16 protein-coding genes are annotated in these 19461 nt (G+C 67.4%); 11 read left to right on the top strand and 5 right to left on the bottom strand.

Going from position 1 to position 19461, the window contains the following annotated elements; genetic code table 11:
* On the bottom strand, positions 1 to 7002 hold a 7002-nt coding region (locus B551_RS21300; RefSeq protein ID WP_023264973.1), incomplete at its 3' end, for an autotransporter-associated beta strand repeat-containing protein.
* A 386-nt stretch (positions 7003 to 7388) separates the two neighbouring features.
* Between B551_RS21300 and B551_RS21295 the strand changes: the two genes are divergently transcribed.
* The 4 genes from B551_RS21295 to phnE all read left to right on the top strand — a co-directional run bounded on the left by B551_RS21295 (position 7389) and on the right by phnE (position 10488).
* Positions 7389 to 7589 (top strand): DUF2905 domain-containing protein, encoded by a 201-nt coding sequence (locus B551_RS21295; RefSeq protein WP_023264972.1) that lies wholly within the window; start codon positions 7389 to 7391, stop codon positions 7587 to 7589.
* A 108-nt stretch (positions 7590 to 7697) separates the two neighbouring features.
* On the top strand, positions 7698 to 8549 hold the full coding sequence (gene phnC, locus B551_RS21290; protein ID WP_023264971.1) for a phosphonate ABC transporter ATP-binding protein: 852 nt from the start codon (positions 7698 to 7700) through the stop codon (positions 8547 to 8549).
* Positions 8550 to 8622: 73 nt separating this feature from the next.
* Positions 8623 to 9603 carry a phosphonate ABC transporter substrate-binding protein gene (gene phnD, locus B551_RS21285; protein WP_023264970.1) on the top strand — a complete coding sequence of 327 codons (981 nt, stop codon included), beginning with the start codon at positions 8623 to 8625 and terminating at the stop codon, positions 9601 to 9603.
* 75 nt (positions 9604 to 9678) lie between these two features.
* Positions 9679 to 10488: a phosphonate ABC transporter, permease protein PhnE gene (gene phnE, locus B551_RS21280; RefSeq protein ID WP_006577053.1), complete on the top strand. Its 810-nt coding sequence runs from the start codon at positions 9679 to 9681 to the stop codon at positions 10486 to 10488.
* A gap of 37 nt (positions 10489 to 10525) precedes the next feature.
* Here phnE and phnN read toward each other — a convergent pair whose 3' ends face one another.
* The 3 genes from phnN to phnF all read right to left on the bottom strand — a co-directional run bounded on the left by phnN (position 10526) and on the right by phnF (position 12686).
* Positions 10526 to 11128, bottom strand: coding sequence for a phosphonate metabolism protein/1,5-bisphosphokinase (PRPP-forming) PhnN (gene phnN, locus B551_RS21275; protein ID WP_006577054.1), 603 nt, complete (start codon positions 11126 to 11128; stop codon positions 10526 to 10528).
* Complete coding sequence (locus B551_RS21270; protein ID WP_043442027.1) at positions 11125 to 11856, bottom strand: DUF1045 domain-containing protein; 732 nt, start codon at positions 11854 to 11856, stop codon at positions 11125 to 11127. The genes phnN and B551_RS21270 overlap by 4 nt, the downstream gene beginning before the upstream one ends.
* Positions 11857 to 11951: 95 nt before the next feature.
* Positions 11952 to 12686 carry a phosphonate metabolism transcriptional regulator PhnF gene (gene phnF / locus B551_RS21265; RefSeq protein WP_006577056.1) on the bottom strand — a complete coding sequence of 245 codons (735 nt, stop codon included), beginning with the start codon at positions 12684 to 12686 and terminating at the stop codon, positions 11952 to 11954.
* A gap of 189 nt (positions 12687 to 12875) precedes the next feature.
* On the opposite strand from phnF, the gene phnG reads away from it, so the two are divergent.
* The 7 genes from phnG (at position 12876) to B551_RS21230 (ending at position 18916) form a co-directional block, all read left to right on the top strand.
* On the top strand, positions 12876 to 13403 hold the full coding sequence (gene phnG / locus B551_RS21260) for a phosphonate C-P lyase system protein PhnG (RefSeq protein WP_006577057.1): 528 nt from the start codon (positions 12876 to 12878) through the stop codon (positions 13401 to 13403).
* Position 13404: 1 nt separating this feature from the next.
* A complete protein-coding gene (phnH, locus tag B551_RS21255) occupies positions 13405 to 14022 on the top strand; it encodes a phosphonate C-P lyase system protein PhnH (RefSeq protein WP_006577058.1) in 618 nt (205 codons plus the stop codon).
* 1 nt (position 14023) lies between these two features.
* Positions 14024 to 15199, top strand: a complete 1176-nt coding sequence (locus B551_RS21250; RefSeq protein ID WP_006577059.1) for a carbon-phosphorus lyase complex subunit PhnI — start codon at positions 14024 to 14026, stop codon at positions 15197 to 15199.
* A complete protein-coding gene (locus B551_RS21245; RefSeq protein ID WP_052511452.1) occupies positions 15196 to 16110 on the top strand; it encodes an alpha-D-ribose 1-methylphosphonate 5-phosphate C-P-lyase PhnJ in 915 nt (304 codons plus the stop codon). The genes B551_RS21250 and B551_RS21245 overlap by 4 nt, the downstream gene beginning before the upstream one ends.
* On the top strand, positions 16107 to 16883 hold the full coding sequence (phnK, locus tag B551_RS21240; protein WP_023264968.1) for a phosphonate C-P lyase system protein PhnK: 777 nt from the start codon (positions 16107 to 16109) through the stop codon (positions 16881 to 16883). Before B551_RS21245 ends, phnK begins: the two co-directional genes overlap by 4 nt.
* Positions 16884 to 16886: 3 nt before the next feature.
* Positions 16887 to 17624 (top strand): phosphonate C-P lyase system protein PhnL, encoded by a 738-nt coding sequence (gene phnL, locus B551_RS21235; RefSeq protein ID WP_006577344.1) that lies wholly within the window; start codon positions 16887 to 16889, stop codon positions 17622 to 17624.
* Positions 17625 to 17701: 77 nt separating this feature from the next.
* Positions 17702 to 18916, top strand: a complete 1215-nt coding sequence (locus B551_RS21230) for an alpha-D-ribose 1-methylphosphonate 5-triphosphate diphosphatase (protein ID WP_006577343.1) — start codon at positions 17702 to 17704, stop codon at positions 18914 to 18916.
* 36 nt (positions 18917 to 18952) lie between these two features.
* Here the strand turns inward: B551_RS21230 and B551_RS21225 are convergent.
* Positions 18953 to 19461: acyl-CoA dehydrogenase family protein (locus B551_RS21225; protein WP_023264967.1), on the bottom strand; the 509-nt coding region annotated here is incomplete at its 5' end.

The following is a 19461-nucleotide window of genomic DNA, read 5'->3' as shown; positions in this document are numbered from 1 at the left end:
AGCGCCATCCTTGGTCAGCGCGCCGGCACCCGACACCGCGCCGCTCAGCGTCGCCGTGGTGCCCGCATCGGTCAGCATCGTGCCCTTGCCTTCCAGCGTCACCGCACGCGCGCTCGACAGGTCGGCCGTGGTCTGCAGCGTGCCGTTGTTCAGCGTCAGGCCTCCGGACGCATCGCCCAGATTGGCGTCGGCCGCGATGCTGATCGTGCCGCCTTCGATGCGGGTGCCGCCGGCGTAGCTGTTGGTGCCTTCGAGCACCAGCTTGCCCAGATCGGTCTTGACCAGTTCGCTACCGCCGCTCAGGTTCGACGCCACCGTGGCCGTGTAGCCGGCGCCGACGCTGCTGCCATCGCCCACACGCATGGTCGCCTGCGTGCCGGCGAGCGCAATCTCGTCGCCCTGGATGCGGTAACCGTCGGAGGCGAACTGCATGCCCGAGGCTTGCACGGCGCCATTGCCGCTGTCGACCGTCACCGTGCCGGCGGCGCCGGCGAAGATCGCAAAGCTGCCGTTGGCATAGACGCCGTTGATCGTGCCCGCCTCCCCGGTCCAGTTGCTATCGCCGGTGGCGCGCCATGTCCCGCTGCCGCCGTTGACCGCCGCATTGTTCTTCGGACCGGCATCGCCATCCCAGAAGTTCAGCGACAGCCCGTTGGCGTTGACGAGGTTCACCTGGTCGGCAATAGACGTCTGCAGCGAGAGCCCGCTCGACGGCGACAGCGTCGCGCCCTGGTCGTTCAGCGCGCCCGCATAGCTGATCACGCGATAGATGCCGGGCCCGAAGTTGCCTCCCGAACTTTGCGAGACGTTGATGGTGCCGTCCAGCGTCAGGTTGCCCCCCACGTTGACCAGATCGTTCCACTGGCCGCCGACCACGTTGGCCTCGCCGAAATTGACGTCGAGGTTGGCATTCGGACCCAATTGCAGGCCGCCGTTGATGGAGAGCGTGCCGGGTGCCCCCGCTGCGTTGCCTGGGCTGAGCGTGCCGCCGTCGGCAACGGTCACGGAGCCGCCGATGGTGCCGGTGCCGCCGAGCGTCGCGCCGCTGGCCACCGAAGTCATGCCGGTGGCGCCGGACTGGTTGCCGTTGACCAGCAAGGTGCCCGACTGCACGTTGGTGGCGCCGGTGTAGCTGTTGGTGCCGGTCAGCGTGGTCGTGCCGGTGCCGATCTGGTTCACCGCACCGCTGCCGGAGATCGTGCCGGCGAAGGTGTACGCGTCGGACCGGTTGAACGCCAGCGTGCCGTTGTTGGCGACGTTGCCGGTCAGCGCACCCGTCGTGGTGCCGTTGCCGATCTGCAGCGTACCGGCATCGATGAGCGTGCCGCTGGAATAGGCATGATTGCCGGTCAGCGTCAGCACACCGCTGTTCTGCTTGTTCAGCGTTTCGAATGCGCTGACACGGGCGCCGTCGAGCGTCAGCGCCGCGGCGTTGTTGACGGCCAGCGTATCGGTGCCGGCGCCCCCGCTCACACCGGTGCCCACCAGCGTCGCGCCGTCGTTGAGGCGCAGCGTGTCGTTACCCGCGCCGAGGCTCAATGCCGTCGCGCCGGAATCCAGGGTGCCGGCGACGTTGACGGTATCGGCACCGTCGCCGAGGTCTCCCGTCGCGCGCAACAGGCCGCCGGTGCCGACCGTGATCGTGCTGGCACCGGCATCGCCGGTCAGCGCCGCGGCCGCGCCGGCGGCCCCCGTCATCGTGCCGTTCACCGTCAGCGCCGAGGCGCCGCTCATGCCGATGGTTGCGCTGGCCAGGCTGCCGTCGACCTGCAGCGTGCCGGCGCCGACGCGCGTGGCGCCGATGCTGTTGCCGGTCGAGGCCAGTACCGTGGTGCCCGTGCCGATCTGCGACAGCGCACCGGCGCCGCTCAGCGTGCCGTTGATATTGAAGGTGTCGCTGCGATTGACCGCCAGCGTCGAGGTCCCGGCGAAGACGATCACGTTGCCCGTGCCGACATTGCCGGACGTGCCGCCGTTGCCGACCACCAGCGTGCCATCGTTGACGACGGTATTGCCGGAGTAGGTGTTATTGCCGGTCAGCACCCAGGTACCGGTACCGTTCTTGGCCAGCACGGTCTGGCCGGTGCCGTTGTCGCCAATGGTGCCCCCCATCGTGTTGTTGCCGGTGTTCGTCCCGCCCAGCGCGATGGTGCGGCCGGTATTGGTGCCGGTCAGCGTCACCGGACCGGTGTTGTCGAACACCAGCGCCCCGGTGCCCGAGGACTCGATGAAGGTCGTGCCGACGTCCAGCGTGAACTGGCGGTCGGTGGTATCGCCAGCGCCGGTGTAGCGCAGCGTCGAGCCATTGCCGATCACCAGGTTCGAGGCGGCACTGGACGAGTTCCCGATGCTGCTGGCCTGGTTGCCGTCGGCCAGCTTGGTCACGGCCAGCACGCCGCCGCTGATCGTGGTCGGTCCGCTGTAGTTGCTGTTGGTATTCTCGAGGACCCAGGTTCCGGCGCCGGTTTTGGTCAGCGCGGTCGTGCCCCCGCCACCGTCGCTGATCTGAGCCGCCAGGCCATTGTTGGCGGTGCTGGTGCCACTGAGCGTCAGCGTACGGCTGCCGGTGCCATCGAGGGTGGTCGCTGCCGTACTGGTGAAGCGCAGCGCGCCGCTGCCCGATGCATCCAGCGTGCCGCCTGCGGCGCCGAGCGTGAACTGGCGATTGGTGCTGTCGCCGGTGCCGGCGTACGACAGCGTGCCGCCGTTCAGCACCAGATTGCCGGCGCCCGCCAGCGACGCGCCAATCGAGCTGTTGACGCCGCCGTCCTTCAGCGAAGTGACCACCAGCGTGCCGCCGTCGATCCGCGTCGAGCCGGTATAGCTGCTGGCCGAGCCTGACAACGCTTGCGTACTGCCGGCGCCGGTCTTGACCAGGCCGCCGCTGCCGCTGATCGCACCGCTGAACGTCCTGGACTGGCCATGGCTGATCGCGAGCGTGCCCGAGCCGAGCGTCACATTGCCGGCGCCACCAAGGCTCAGCACCGTGTTGCTGAAGTTCGCAAGATCAGCCGTACCCGCGTTGACGATCAGCGCTCCCGTACCGAAGGCGCTGGTGGAGCCGGCGCGCACGGTGCCCTGCTGGATCGTCGTCCCTCCGCTATAGGTGTTGTTGCCGCTCAGCACCAGCGTGCCAGCGCCCAGCTTGACAAGCTGCCCGCCGCCGATCGCCTGCCCCTGGAACGTCAGCGTCGTGTTGGAATTCGCGACACCGATCCACCCTCCAGTGGTGAAGCCGCGATCCGTGGTGACGCTGTTGCCCGTGTAGTTCAGCGTGCCACCGGCCAGTACCAGGTTGCTGGCGTCGGCGTCGGACGTACCGATATCGCTGACCTCGCCACCGTTGGCCAGGCAGGACACATTGAGCGTGCCCCAGATCGTGGTCGGGCCCGCATAGGTGTTCTTGCATCCGCTGAAGGTTTGCGCGCCGGAGCCGAGCGTTACCCCGCCCGCACCGGCAATGATGCCGCTGAACGTGTTGCCGGTGCCGTCCATGATGTAGCGCGTCGTGGACAGGACACCCAGGTTCAAGGTGCCGTCGCCGGCGAGTCCGCCTGTCCTGACGTTCGCCATATCGGCGATGTCGAGCGTGGCCCCGCTGTTGACCGTCACGGGCCCGGTACCAAAGGGCTTTGCGGAGCCGGCCTGCAGCGTGCCCGCACTGACGGTGGTACCGCCTGTGTAGTCGTTCGTACCCGACAGGATCAGCGTACCGCCCCCGGTCTTCGTCAGCCCGCCGCCGCCTGTCGCGGTGCCGCTCAGGGTCAGCGCCGCCCCGGGGTCCAACACGCCGATGCCGCCGCCATTGGTCAGCGTAAAGCCACGATCCGACGAGGTCGTCCCGCCCGCGTAGGCCAGTCTGCCGCCGTCCTGCAGCACGAGGTTGGACGAGGCGTTCGAGGAGGCGCCAATGCTGCTGTTGCTGCCGCCATTGGCCAGCGTGCCGACCTCGAGCGTGCCGCCATTGATCGTCGTCGGTCCCGTGTAATCGCTGCCGCCATTCGACAGTACCAGCGTACCGGGCCCACTCTTGGTCAGTCCCGCCCCATCCGGGCTTGTCACCACGCCACCGAACTGGAGCCGGGCCGCGGGGTCCGTGACGGCGATGGTTGCGCTGGTAACGGTACCCGAGCGTGCGATGGTAAAGCTGCGGTCGCTGACATCGCCATCGCCGGTATATTCCAGCGTCGCGCCCTGGATGATCAGGTTCGAAGCCGCCGGGCCGGAGGCGCCGATGGAGCTGGCGGCCCCGCCGTTGGCGATCGTGTCGACGGACAGCGTGCCGCCGGCGATGGTGGTTCCACCCGTGTAGCTGTTCGCGCCGTTGTCCAGCGTGACCCGGCCCGTTCCGCCCTTGGTGAATCCGACCGACGCGCCCTGGTTGTCGGTGATCTGCGAAGCAATGGTGAAATTGCCGTCGCTGTTCTGCTGCACGCCGAGGATGCCGCCGCCCGTGGTGCCGGTGATCATGCCGCCGCTGATGGTCTGGTCGTTGGCGCCCACCGAAGGGGCGACGATGATCGTGCCGTCGACGCCGAGCGTCTGGCCGTCGGCGACTGTCACCGTCGTGGACACCGGCTCGGTGTAGCGCAGGCCCGCGAGCTGGACCGTGCTGCCGACGGTGCCGAAGAAGCCGTCGACGTCGGTGATGTACTGCCCCGCGCCCCAGGCGGCGGCGTCGTCCATGTCCGTATAGTCGGACTCGGTGAACGCGACGATGTTGCCCGCATCGACCTTGGCGTAGTCGGTGCCGTTGACGGTCGCCCAGCCGCCTACGGACGCGCTGTCGGTCTTGATATTGCCGCTGGTGGGAACCTGGAAGTCGACCAGGCCGCCATTGTGAGTGATCGTGCCGAGGTCCAGCGTGACGCTGCCACCGGTGCCAGCCACCGCGCCAACCGTGTTGCTGCCACCGTTGACGGTCAGGCCGGCCACTTCCTGGGAATTGCTCTCGCCGTCGTCGCCAGTGACCAGCAGCGAGCCGCCAGACATGGTCACCGTCGAGGTGCTGGCCAGAATGTTGTTGGCCGGCGCGCTGTCAGGTGTGAAATCGAGTGCGAGCGTGCCACCGTTGATCTGCGTGGTGCCGGTGTAGGCGTTGGCGCCGCTGAGTGTCAGCGTGCCGCCGCCATCCTTGATCAGGTTGCCGGCACCCTGGATCGAGCCGGCATAGCTGCTGTTCGCACCCGTCACGATGTTGAGCGAAAGGTCGGCGCCGCCGAGCGCCACGCTGCCGCCGCTGCCGTTGAGCGAGCTGGCGCCGAGGTCATGACCGCCGAGATCCAGCGTGCCGCCATCGATGCGAACGTCCGTGGTCGTGCCGAAGGCGGTGGCGCTGCCCGCGCGCAGCGTGCCGTTGGTAACGGTCAGCTTGCCGGTGCGCGTATTGTTGCCGCTCAGCACCCAGGTCGCCGCGCCGTCGCTGACGAGATCGCCATTGCCTGCGATCGTCCCGCTGATGGTGTTGTCGGCGCCGGTAAAGCTGCCGCCCAACGTCAGCGTATCGGTGGGGGCCGCCGCATCGAAATTGACCGGGCCTGTCAGTGGCAGCGCGCCCGTACCATCGTTGCTTATTGTCGCGGCCGTCGTGCCGGCGGTGATCGTCCAGGTACGGTTGGTGGCAGCGCCGGCACCGGTATAGCTGAGGACGCCGGCGTCGGTCAGCAGGACCGTGTTGCCTGTTCCCAACGAGCTGTTGGCACCGGCATTGGCAAGCGTGGAGGCCTTTACCGTGACGTTGCCGATCGAGGCGGGCCCTGCGAAAGTGTTGGCGCCGCCCAGCGTGATGGTGCGATTGCTGCCGCTCCCATCGAAGCGGAACAGGCGGGATGCGCTGCCGCTGCTGATGGTCCCCGTCAGTCCGAGGTCGGCCGTCTGGGCTCGAAACGTCATGGCAACCGGCACGGTGCTGCTGACCGAGATATTGCCGCTGATGTTCAACGCCCCCGTGCCGCCATTGATGAACAGCGTGCCGGATGGGGTAGACCCAGTCGTGAAGTGATCGATCGCCCAATCGCGATTGGAGCTGTCGCCGGTGCCGACGTAAGTGACACTGTCGGAGTACTGCAGCGCCGAGGTGAAGCGGATCGTGCCGTTGGGTCCGGTGCCAGCGCCCAGCGAACTCGCCTGCCCGTAGTCGCGCACGGAGGTGAATGCCACGGCCCCGTTCGACCAGAACCAGGCCTGGCCCGTAAAGTCATTGGTGTCGTCGGTCATCGCGACACCCGTGCCAATCTGGACCCCGCCACTGCCGGTGTAGTGCGCGTCGCCGACTCCCGCCCCCTGCACTGCCACCGAAGCGGACGGCCCGACCAGGTTGATCGTCCGCCCCTGCAGCGATCCGCTGGCGACCAGGCGGCCGGCATTCATGTTGACCACATTGCCGGCGCTGCCCAACGCCGCATTGCTGTTGACGTTCAAGGCGCCGTCATTGACGTTGACGCCCCCCGAGAATGTATTGGTACCCGTCAGAAACAGGGTTCCAGCGCCGGCCTTGGTCAGGCCGGTCGTGCCTGCAATGGCCGCGCCGATGGTGGCCGAGACGCCGGTATCGGTGGTAATCGTCGGTGCAGCGCCGGTCAATGTCAGCGGATTGCTGCCGGTCAGCGAATAGCCGTTGCTGCTGAATGTCAGGTTGTGGACGCTGATCGGCGTACCGATCGTCACCGCGCCGCCGATCCCGGTGAAGATCGCATCGTCTCCCAGGCCGTTGTTCCATACCGAGTAAGGACCGCTGACACCATCGCTGTTCGGGCTCCAGCGGGATGTGCTCGTATCCCAGATGCCGGCCCCACCGACTCCGACGGCCGTTTGATTCGCGTCCCAATACCGCTGTTCGGCAAGGACGGGCTTCGCCAGCATGCCGAAGGCCGACAGGAACACGGCCAGCATCACGCCAGGGCTCGGCGCATGGAACAGATCAAGGGAAAGCGGCGGACAGCTGACCAGCTGCCCTTTCCAGCGGGTCAGCCGGCCGCCCCGCAGGAAACGCGACAGCGCCATCCTCCGAGCCGCGGCATTGACCTGCGAAGTGGGAACTTCGGACGGGACTTGCCCCTGGTTTGCCCCATGCTTGTGCATCCCGTTTCTCCTTTGTGACGGCGCCGCCGCTGGCTCGTACGGAAATGGCGCTCGGCTATGTTTTTTTGTAAGCAACTAGATACAAAGTATGTCAGAGGATTCTCACAACGAATGCGTCACACCGTGATATTCGGGAGACGCTTTGTAAATAATTGTTACGACACGGACGCGAAGCCCCGTCTTTTTCAGATTTTTAAGATGAGATTTAAGCGACACCGAATACCGGGCCCCGGTACGTCGGCTGGCGAGCGTAAACTCCACCCATACCGTCTGGTCCAATTCATCCGTCCGATCTGCTGCTCGCCGTCATGCAACGCGTTCTCGTCATCGCTGGGTTGATCCTCGTGGCCGTGGGTCTGTTGTGGCCATGGGTGTCGCGTCTGCCGTTCGGGCGCCTGCCCGGTGACATCCATATCGTTCGCGATGGATTCAGCTTCCATTTCCCGATCGCGACCTGCCTGCTGATTTCGCTGATCGTCTCCGTCGTGATCTGGCTGGTCCGCCGCTGAGGCAACCGGCGACTTCCGGCGGTCGTTGCACATAAACGCCTCACCGGCGTCATCCCTCTGTCATTCCCTCGCTCCAGAATGCCCCGGTCATTCAGCAAGGGAGTCGACATGACCCATGCAATCGAAGTGCGCGGCGTCAGCAAGTCGTTCCGGGCCGACCGCAAGGCCCTCGACGACGTGACGCTGCAGGTGGCGCCCGGCGAAATGGTGGCGCTGCTGGGGGCCTCCGGCTCCGGCAAATCCACGCTGCTGCGCCATGTGGCAGGCTTCGTGGCCGCCGACAGTGGCGAGATCCTGGTACATGGCCGCGCTGTCCAGCGCGATGGCCGATTGGCTGCCAACGTGCGCAAGGCCCGCGCCGACATCGGCTTCGTGTTCCAGCAATTCAATCTGGTCGGACGTCTGCCGGTGATCACCAACGTGATGATCGGCATGCTGAGCCGCATCCCGAAATGGCGTGGCCTGCTTCGCTATTTCAAGGCCGATGAACTGCGCGCCGGGCTCGATGCGCTCGCGCAAGTTGGTATAGACGACTATGCGTTTCAACGTGCTTCGACGTTGTCGGGCGGCCAGCAGCAGCGCGCCGCGATCGCGCGGACGCTGGTGCAGAACGCCCGCGTGATCCTGGCCGACGAGCCGATCGCCTCGCTCGATCCGGAATCGTCGCGCCGCGTGATGTCGCTGCTGACGCAGATCAATCGCACGCACAAGGTGGCCGTGGTGGTGTCGCTGCACCAGGTCGACATCGCGATGCGCTACTGCCCGCGCGTGGTGGCGCTGCGCCACGGCAAGGTCGTCTACGACGGTCCGTCGCAGGCGCTGACGCAGAGCATGCTGCGCGATCTCTACGGCACCGAAGCGGACGAGCTGCTGCATGACCTGGTGCCCGACCGGATTGCAACGCCAGTCGACGGCGCGCTGGTACCGGCCACCGTCAGGATGGACCTCGCGGCCGCGTGAGCACCCTCCCTGATCCTGCTGCTTCTCGCTGCCGCACCGCATTCCCCACCCCAATTCCGCATCGGAGACCACCATGCTTCGCAGAACCTTCTTCGCGCTGATCGCATCGGCCATCGTCGCCACCCCGGCCCTGGCGCAGGATTCCAGGCCGCTGAGCATCGGCTTCATCTCGACCGAGTCCTCGTCGAACCTGAAGACCGCCTGGCAGCCGCTGATCGACGACCTGAGCAAGACGCTGGGCGTGCCGGTCAAGCCGTTCTTCGCATCGGACTATGCCGGCATCATCGAAGGCATGCGCTTCAACAAGGTGCAGATCGCCTGGTTCGGCAACAAGTCGGCGATGGAGGCGGTCGATCGCGCCAACGGCGAGGTGTTCGCCTCGGTGATCGACAAGGACGGCAACCCGGGCTACTGGTCGTTGCTGATCGTCAGCAAGGACAGCGACCTGAAGTCGGTCGACGACGTGATCAAGCGCGGCAAGGAGCTGTCGTACGGCGCCGGCGATCCGAACTCGACGTCCGGCACGCTGGTTCCCGGCCACTACCTGTGGGCGGCGAACAAGGTCGAGCCGAAGACGCTGTTCAAGGCGGTGCGCATCGGCAACCACGAGGCCAATCTGCTGTCGGTGCTGAACAAGCAGGTCGACGTCGCGGTGAACAATACCGAAAACCTGGGGCGCTATCGCGTCAACACCGGCAAGGACCCGTACGAACAGGTGCGCGTGCTGTGGAAATCGCCGCTGATCCCGGCCGATCCGATGGTGTACCGCAAGGACCTGCCGGCCGAGCTGAAGAAGAAGATCCAGACGTTCTTCGTCAACTACGGCAAGGGCGCCGATGCCGCGCGCGAGAAGCAGGTGCTGGCCACGCTGACCTACCAGGGCTTCCGCCCCTCCAGCGATGCGCAGCTCGTGCCGATCCGGCAGATCGAGCTGGCCAAGGAGAAAGCCCGCATCGAATCGGACGGCACGCTGGGCGCCGCCGACAAGGAAAAGCGGCTGGCCGACGTGTCGCGCCGCCTCGCCGAACTCGACAAGGCCGTCAGCGCGCAGTGACCGCGCAGTGATCAGATTTAACGCAGGGCTCGCGATGTGCGGCGGCCCTGCCCCTGCCTTCTACGGATTGCCCTCATGACCGCCACCGCCAAGCCTGGCCTGCCTTCGCCGAACGCCAACGGCCGGCCGCCGCGCGCCTCCCTGTCCGCCATGCTCGTCTGGGCCATCGTGCTCGCGATGCTGGCGCTTTCCTGGCAGGGCGCCGACATGCGCCCGCTCGACCTGCTGCGCGACTCCGGCAACATGGCGCAGTTCGCCGCCGACTTCTTTCCGCCGGACTTCCGCGACTGGCGCCACTATCTCGACGAAATGGTGGTGACCGTGCAGATCGCGGTCTGGGGCACCGCGCTGGCGGTCGCCGTGGCGGTGCCGCTGGGCCTGCTGTGTTCGGCCAATATCGTGCCGGCCTGGGTCTACCAGCCGGCGCGGCGCCTGATGGACGCTTCGCGCGCCATCAACGAGATGGTGTTCGCGATGCTGTTCATCGTTGCCGTCGGCCTGGGACCGTTCGCCGGCGTGCTGGCGATCTGGATCCACACCACCGGCGTGCTGGCCAAGCTGTTCGCCGAGGCGGTCGAGGCCATCGATCCCCGTCCCGTCGAGGGCGTGCGTGCCACCGGCGCGGGGAGGCTTGAAGAGATCGTCTACGGCGTGATCCCGCAGGTCCTGCCGCTGTGGCTGTCGTTCGCGCTGTACCGCTTCGAGTCGAATGTCCGCTCGGCGTCGGTGGTCGGCATCGTCGGCGCGGGCGGCATCGGCACTGTGCTGTGGGAAATCATTCGCAGCTTCCAGTACGCCCAGACCTGCGCAGTGATGATCCTGATCATCGCGGTTGTCACGGTGATCGACGTGCTGTCGGCGCAGATCCGCAAGGTGCTGGTCTGAGGACGGCCGGCACCGATGCCGTACCGGACTTCGGCAATCAGCGTGCTTCGCCCGCCGGCCTGATGGCCGGCGCCATGCCGATCGCCTTTGCCATCGCCTCGGCGGCCGAGTGCAGCGCCCCGCTGTTGTCGATCTCGACAAGCCGGCAACCGGCCGGCACATCGAACGAAGCGGTGGCACGCGCCAGGCGCCGTGCGATCGCCTCCTCCGATTCCCGGCCACGCTGGCGCAAGCGTGCGGCCAGCACTTCCGGCGATACCCGTACATGGAGCGCGCTCAGGTTCGGATAGCGCGCCACCGCTTGGGGCAGGTACTCGCGCGAGCCGTTGACGACGACCTTGATGCCCCGTGCCAGCCACTGCTCGATCTCGATACCGATGCCGTAGTGCAGGCCATGGCTGTGCCAGTGCATCGCCATGCAGCCCAGCGCGACGCGGCGCTGGAATTCCTCGATGGTCAGCGAGACCGACGCTTCGTTGGCATCCGCCGGACGCGTGATATAGCGATGCGCGACGACCAGGCGATCATCGCTGCCGTGTCTCGTGTGCAGGGCCCGCAGCAGCGAGTCCTTGCCGCTGCCCGATGGGCCCATCAGATAGAACAGGCCGGCGCCATCCACGCCATGATTTGCCGCGCTCATGCCGACAGGTACGCCGCGCCGGCGCCATCGCGAGATTGTCCATCGAAGCCGTAGTGGCGCGCTGCGACGAACGCGGCGCCGGGCTCGGGCTGCACGAACACGCTGACGCTGTCAACGCGAAGCGGAGTGTCCAGCAGCGCGCCGGCCGCCATCGACAGCTGGGCCAGCGCCGCGGCCTGCCGCTCCGCGTCCAGCATGCCGGTCAGCGTGATATGGAAGGTAAAGGTCTCGAACAGATAGGGATAGCCCCAGTCGAGCAGCATTTGCCGTTCCAACGCTGACAGCCGGTCGGGGTTGCGCCGCGCGATCTCGTCCGGCGTCGGCGGCGCGCGGAACCGGTCCAGTTCGCGCACGCTGGCGTCGGCAAGCTGATGCATCAGTGCCACGGCCTCGCGCCGATCCGCCAGGCACCACGCAACAAAACCGCGCAGCGCGCGCAGTGTCAACGGAACCTCGAACGGCCGCCGACCGCGCGCGAACTGGCGCATGGCCTCGTCCAGCATCGCGGGGGCCGCGCCTCCGGCCAAGCGGAACGGCGGCTTCAGCGTCGCGTGCAGGCCGTAATGGGCTGGCGCCCCGACCCACTCGGCCGGCCGGGCCGCCATTTCGGGAAGCAGGGGCACCGCGGCACCTGTGTCCGCGTCGCGGCCGAGCCAGTGTTGGCCGAAGGTACGGAACGGCTCGTTGGGGGCAAGGTATATGGCGTATCGATGCGCCGGCATGGTCAGGTTCGTGGGCTTGTCCAATCGGCAGGCTAGCGCGGCAAGGTGACAGACGGATGTCTAGACCAATCGACCAGCATGCCATCGGCTCGCGCCGCGGTTCAGTCGTTATCCGATACGGTCAGCTGAACCCAGTCGCCGGCAAACCGCGTGACGCTGTACTGCACCGGCGCGCCGTCGATATCGACGTTCAACGCCTCGACCTGCAGTACGGGCCTGGTCTTGGGCTGGTTCAGCAGCCGCGCCACCGGCGCGCTGGGCAGCGCCGCCGTGATCCGCGACCACTTGCGAGTGTAGTCGGCGATGCCGCATTGCGCGAGGGCGCGCGAAATCGAGCGCTGGTCGCGCAGCAGGTCCGCCAGCTGCGGGAAACGCTGGTAATCGAAATAGTGCTCGGCCACATCGATGGGACGGCCCTCGGCCTTGCCCACCATCTGCACATGCAGCACCGGCGCCGTGCGCGCCAGGCCAAGATGCCGGGCGACCTCGGGCAGACGGCTGACCTGGCTGCCGACCACTTCGGTATGGCCGCGCATGCCTTGCGCCGCAAGGTTCTGCGAGAAACGGGTACGCCGTGCGATCGCGTAGTCGATCGCATGCTCCTGCACGAAGGTGCCGCGCCCCTGCTCGATCCGCACCAGGCCGCTCTGCTCGAGCTCGCTCATGGCACGCCGCACCGTATGACGATTGACGGCAAACCGCACCGCGAGCTCCGACTCGGGCGGTAGCTGCTCGCCCGGCCCGTACAGCTTCTTGCGGATGTCGTCGGCCAGCGCTTCCCCGATCTGGCGCCATACCGCGACACCCGAACCCCGTTCGACTTCTCGTTCCGACATCGTTGTTGTTCCTCTGGTCGTTGTTCGCTGTCATTCAGCGGCAATCGCATCGTGCGATTGTGCCCGAGCCGCATGCCCTCGTGCGCGGTGTCCGATCACGATCCGGGCTCGTCATCAAACGGTCATCCCGCCGTGGTCTAGTAGCGCCGTGTTGTTGCAGCTCACATCTAAACGTATAGACGTATAGGGATGACGATGACAGGCAAGATCGGCGAAAGCGGCCAGATCGGCGATAGCGCCGACGCTTCCCGGGCCGCATGGCTGCGGATTCTGGCGCTGGCGGACACCGACGCGCTGGACGGCGCCTACCGGCAGTTGGGCCAGCAGGCACCGCTGCCGGCCTACCGGCTGCTGCGCAAGCCGGAATCCGGCATGGCGATGGTGCGCGCGCGTACCGGCGGCACCGGCGCGCAGTTCAATCTCGGCGAAATCACGGTCACGCGCTGCGCGGTGGTACTTGAAGCTGAAGCGGGCGCTGCGTCCACCGAAGAGCCAGCGGTCGCCGGCGTGGCCTATGCAATGGGCCGCTGCCCGCGCCATGCCGAACAGGCGGCCGTCCTCGATGCGCTGCTGCAGCGGCCCGAGTGGCATGCCCGCGTACAGCAGATCGTGGTCGAGCCTCTGGCACGCGCGCTGGCCGAACGCGCCGCGACCGAAGCCGCTACCGCCGCGCAGACCCGCGTCGAGTTCTTCACGATGGCCCGCGGAGACGACTGACATGCCGACCTTGCATACGATGTCCGGCCAGACTACCGCGTCGCTGCTGCCTGGCTTCGACAACCCCGTCGACGACGCGCAGCAGGTCTTTCGCGCGACGCTGCAGGCGATCTCGCATCCCGGCCGCATCGAGACGCTGAGCGCCGATTGCGGCGTGCCCGATGGCCTGTCTCCGGCGATGACGGCGCTGCTGCTGACGCTGGCCGACCCCGATACGCCGGTCTGGCTGCCGGCCGACGTCGCCGCATCGATCGGCGGTTTTCTGCGCTTTCACTGCGGCTGCCCGCTGGTCGACGAGGTCGCGGCCGCGCAGTTCGTCTGCGTACCGGCCGGCCATGACGTGCCGGCGCTGCACCGCTGCGCGCAGGGCGATCCCGCCTTTCCGGACCGCTCGGCCACGCTGATCGTCGAGGTCGCTTCGCTAGACGCAGGGGACACGCTGACGCTGCGCGGCCCCGGCATCGAGACCACGTGCACGCTGCGTGTCGGCGGCTTGCCGGAAGACTTCCGCCACCAATGGCAAGCGAACCATGCCGGCTTTCCGCTGGGCGTGGACCTGCTGCTGACCGCCGGCGAGCGGATTTGCGCGCTACCGCGCACCACACTGGTGGAGGACTGACATGTACGTCGCAGTCAAGGGCGGCGAACGCGCCATCCTCAATTCGTACCGGATGGTCGACGCGTATCGCCGCGGCGATCCCTCGGTGCCGGAACTGACGCTGGCCCAGATCCGCGAGCAGATGCCGCTCGCCGTTTCCCGCGTGATGGCCGAGGGTTCGCTGTACGACCCGCATCTCGCCGCGCTGGCATTGAAGCAGGCGGCTGGTGACCAGATCGAGGCGGTGTTCCTGCTGCGGGCCTATCGCACCACGCTCGCGCGCTTCGGCTATACGGTGCCGCTCGATACCGGCGCCATGCGGCTGCGCCGGCGGATTTCGTCGACGTTCAAGGACGTACCCGGCGGCCAGGTCCTGGGGCCGACCTACGACTATACGCAGCGGCTGCTCGACTTCACGCTCGAGGCCGAAGGCGCTGCGCGCCCGGCCATCGCACCGGCCACGGACCCGGGCACCAACGTCCGGCCGATGCCGCGCGTGACCGACCTGCTGCAGGCCGACGAGCTGATCGAGGCCGATCCGATTCCGCCGGGCGATCCCGCGCCGACCGATCTGACCCGCGAACCGCTGACCTTCCCGGCCGATCGCGCGTCGCGGCTGCAGAACCTCGCGCGGGCCGACGAAGGCTTCCTGCTGTCGATGGGCTATTCGACCCAACGCGGATACGGCAACTCGCACCCGTTCGCGGCGGAGATCCGCTACGGCGCCGCGGAGGTCGAGCTGTTCGTCGAAGAGCTGGGCTTCGCCGTGACGATCGGCGAGATCGAGCTGACCGAATGCCAGATGATCAACGACTTCGCCGGCAACGCCGAGGAAGCGCCCTGCTTTACCCGCGGCTATGGCTTGGTATTCGGCTACAACGAGCGCAAGGCGATGTCGATGGCGCTGGTCGATCGGGCGATGCGCGCCGCGGAACTCGGCGAGGCAGCGGACAACCCGGCCAACGACATCGAATTCGTGCTGTACCACAGCGACAATGTCGAGGCCTCCGGCTTCGTCCAGCATCTGAAGCTGCCCCACTACGTGGACTTCCAGACCAATCTCGAACTGCTGCGCCGGCTGCGCGCACAGCGGCAAGCAGGCGAAGCGGACACCGACACGCCGGCGGCCGCCCCATCGCCCTGCGCAGACAGCGAAGCTGCGCTGAAATGCCAGCCGCAGGAGGAGAGCGTCGCATGACCGCCGCCATCGCAATACCTCTCCCGGAACGGGCCACGCCGGACGCGCACTACAACTTCGGCTACCTCGACGAATCGACCAAGCGCATGCTGCGCCGGGCGCTGCTGAAGGCGGTGGCGATCCCCGGTTACCAGGTTCCATTCGGCAGCCGCGAGATGCCGCTGCCCTATGGCTGGGGCACCGGCGGCATCCAGGTGACCGCCGCCATCATCGGCCGGCGGGACGTGCTCAAGGTCATCGATCAGGGCTCGGACGACACCACCAACGCCATCAATATCCGCCGCTTCTTCGGCAGGGTGACCGGCGTACGGACCACGGAGCGCACCGCCGAGGCCAGCATCATCCAGACCCGGCACCGGATTCCTGAAACGCCGCTACGCGAAGGACAGACCATGGTGTTCCAGGTGCCGATTCCCGAGCCGCTGCGCTGGCTCGAACCGAGCGAAACCGAGACACGCACGATGCATGCGCTGGCCGAATACGGCGCGATGCACGTCAAGCTTTACGAAGACATCGCACGCCACGGCCATATCGCCACGACCTACGACTATCCGGTCATCGTCAACCAGCGCTACATGATGCGGCCCTCGCCGATTCCGAAGTTCGACAACCCGAAGCTGCACCGCAATCCGGCGCTGATGCTGTTCGGCGCGGGCCGCGAGAAGCGCGTCTACGCGGTGCCGCCGTACACCTCGGTCAAGAGCCTGGACTTCGCCGACCATCCGTTCACGGTCGAGAAGTGGTCCAGCTGCTGCGCGCAGTGTGGCGCCACCGACAGCTATCTGGACGAGATCATCACCGACGACGCCGGTACGCGGATGTTCGTCTGCTCGGATACCGAGTATTGCGCCGACCGCCAGGCCGCGCAGGCTGACCCCGCCATCGATCCCGCCGCAGGAGGTGCGCGATGAACGCGACGCCATTGCTGTCGGTGCGCGAGCTGACGCGCACCTGGGACGGCATCCACGGCTGCCATGACGTCAGCTTCGATCTGTATCCCGGCGAAGTGCTGTGCATCGTCGGCGAATCCGGCTCCGGCAAGAGCACCCTGCTGCAGGCGCTATCGATGCAGGCGCCGGCACAGCGCGGCAGCGTCAGCTACGACATGCGCGAATCCGGGCTGACCGACCTCGCCTCGCTGTCGAGCGCGCGGCTGCGTCTGCTGGCCCGTACCGACTGGGGCTTCGTGCATCAGCACGCGCGCGACGGCCTGCGCATGCAGGTCAGCGCCGGCGCCAATATCGCCGAGCGCCTGATGGCAGTCGGACAGCGCCACTACGGCGAGCTGCGCGAGATCGCCGGCGCCTGGCTGGAGAAAATGGAAATCGACCTCGCGCGGCTGGACGACACCCCGCACGCCTTTTCCGGCGGCATGCAGCAGCGGCTGCAGATCGCCCGCAACCTGGTCACGCATCCACGCCTGGTCTTCATGGACGAACCCACCGCCTCTCTGGACGTCTCGGTTCAGGCGCGCCTGCTCGACCTGCTGCGCCGGCTGGTAGCGGACCTCGACCTGGCCGCCATCCTGGTCACGCATGACCTCGCCGTCGCCCGGCTGCTGGCCCACCGCACGCTGGTGATGCAGGGCGGCCGCGTGATTGAGCAGGGCCTGACCGACCAGATTCTCGACGACCCGCAGCATCCCTATACGCAGCTGCTGGTCTCTTCCATTCCGCAGGGTTGAACCATGAACCAAGCACTGCAGGGCGAGCACGCACGGACGCTGATCGAGGTCCGCGGCCTCGGCAAGATGTTTACCTTGCACAACCAGGGCGGCATCCGGCTGCCGGTGCTGCAGTCGATCGATTTCGACGCGGCGCGCGGCGAATGCCTGGTGCTGTCGGGCCGGTCCGGCACCGGCAAGAGCACCTTGCTGCGATGCCTGTACGGCAACTATCTGGCCACCGAAGGCAGCATCCGGCTGCGCGATACCAGTGCGCAAGGCGCGCCCTGGGTCGAGCTGACGGATGCCCCCGAGCAACGCGTGCTGAAGCTGCGCCGCGACGTGATCGGCTATGTCAGCCAGTTCCTGCGCGCGATACCGCGTGTCGGCGCGCTGGACGTCGTGGCCGAGCCGCTGCAGCAGCGGGGCATCGACCGCAACGTGGCACGCGAGCGCGCTGCGGCGCTGCTGGAGCGCCTGAACCTGCCGCGCCGGTTGTGGGAGCTGCCGCCGGCAACGTTCTCGGGCGGCGAGCAGCAGCGCGTCAATATCGCCCGCGGGCTGATCGGCGGCCACCCGATCCTGCTGCTGGACGAGCCCACCGCCTCGCTCGACGCCGATAACCGTACCGTGGTGATCGAACTGATCCGCGAGGCGCTGGCCGCGGGCCGCTGCCTGATCGGCATCTTTCACGACGAGGCGGTCCGCGATGCGGTCGCCACGCGCTTGTTGCCGTTGCAGCCGGCGACCGCGGCCGCGTGATGCGCGTTGCGGCCGCCCCTATCCGCACCCTACCTGCACCCTACCCCGCACCAGCCTGAACCGACACGGAGCCGGACATGTCCGCCACTTACCTGACGCACGTCACCCTGGTACTGCCCGACCGCGTACTGCAAGACAGCGCGCTGCTGATCGAGGATGGACGCATCGCCGCCATCGAGCCCGACCCATCCACGGTGCCCGCGCTGGCCAGCGTCGTGGCGCTGCGCGGGCACACGGTGATGCCCGGCCTGATCGACGTCCATTGCGACGCGATCGAGAAGGAGGTCGAACCGCGCGCCAACGTGCTGTTCCCGATGGACTTCGCCGTGGCACAGGTCGATCGGCGCAACGCGGCGGCCGGCATCACGACGCCCTACCATGCGCTGTCCTTCGCCAATAACCAGTTCGGCGTACGCAACAACGACACGGCGGCCGAACTGGTGCGCACCGTGGCGGCATATCGCGACCACAGCCTCGTCGATAACCGAATCCATTGCCGCTACGAAGTGACCGACGCTGCCGCGGTGCCGGTGCTCGAGATGCTGATGCTCGAGGGCGTGGTCGACCTGCTGTCGGTGATGGACCATTCGCCGGGACAGGGCCAGTTCAAGACCCTCGACGCATACCTTGCCTACATGGTCGGCAACCATGGCATGAGTCGCGAGGAAGCGGCGGACGCCGCCGCGAAGAAGGCCGAGCAGCGCGACGGTGCGCACGAGCGGGTCCGCCGGCTGCTGTCCCGCGCGCACGAAGTCGGCGTGCCGACCGCCAGCCATGACGACGATTCCCCGCAGCGCATTACCGCGATGCAGGCCCTCGGCGTGCGCATGAGCGAGTTTCCGATCAACCTCGACACCGCGCAGGCGGCCGCCGCCCACGCGCTACCGACCATCTTCGGTGCGCCGAACGTGCTGCGCGGCCGCAGCCAGAGCGGATCGATGCGCGCGATCGACGCGATCCAGGCGGGCGTCGGCCACATCCTGTGTTCGGACTACCAGCCATCGACGCTGATCGCCGCCGCGTTTGCCGCGGCACGCCTGGCCGAATTGCCGCTGAACGAGGCGGCCGCGCTGGTCACCGCCAATCCGGCGGACGCCTGCCTGTTGCACGATCGGGGCCGCCTTGCGCCGGGACTGCGCGCGGACGTGATCGCGGTCGCCGACGTGGCCGGGCAAGCGATGGTCACGCACACATGGTCGGCGGGCCGGCTGGTGTTCGCGGCGGGGTATCGGGCCCTGCCCGACCATGCGGCCCGGCCGCGCACGCACGAGAAGCTGTTCGAGACGGCGTGAGCTGCGGCAGTGCGCAGGCAGCCGGCAGCCGGCGCGTCAAGGTGCGCGGCTGTCCGTCACCGCGCGAATGAAGTCGACCGCGGTATGCGCGGACGCCAGGCAGGCCGCGCCGACCACCGGCTCCCAGAACGCCTCCGAGCCGTGAGCCATGCGCCATTGATGCAGGCGCCGCGTCAGCAACTGCAGATCGTATTCCTCGGTAATGCCGATCGCGCCGTGCAACGCGTGAGCGGTGGCGGCAATGGTGGCTGCGGCCTCGCTTGTACGAGCCTTGGCAATCGCGGCGGCGATGCGGTCCGGCTGATCGCCATCGCCGGCGAACCCGACCTGCCCGGCGATATGGCAGGCGGCGACCAGTTCGGCCATCACGCTGAGCTGGTGCTGTACGGCCTGGAATTTGCCGATCGCGCGGCCGAACTGGGTCCGGTCATTGCAATACTGCAGCGTCAGATCGAACACGCGACGCGCGGCGCCAGCGATCAGCGCGGCATGCAGCGCCGCGCCCCATGCGCCGACGTCGGCGCCGGGCGCCGCCACGGGTTCGG

The organism is Cupriavidus sp. HPC(L) (assembly GCF_000307735.3).
In the GTDB taxonomy this organism is placed as follows: Bacteria; Pseudomonadota; Gammaproteobacteria; order Burkholderiales; family Burkholderiaceae; genus Cupriavidus.
Note: the sequence above shows the minus strand (reverse complement) of the source record. Positions and strands in the feature narration are given on the sequence as shown.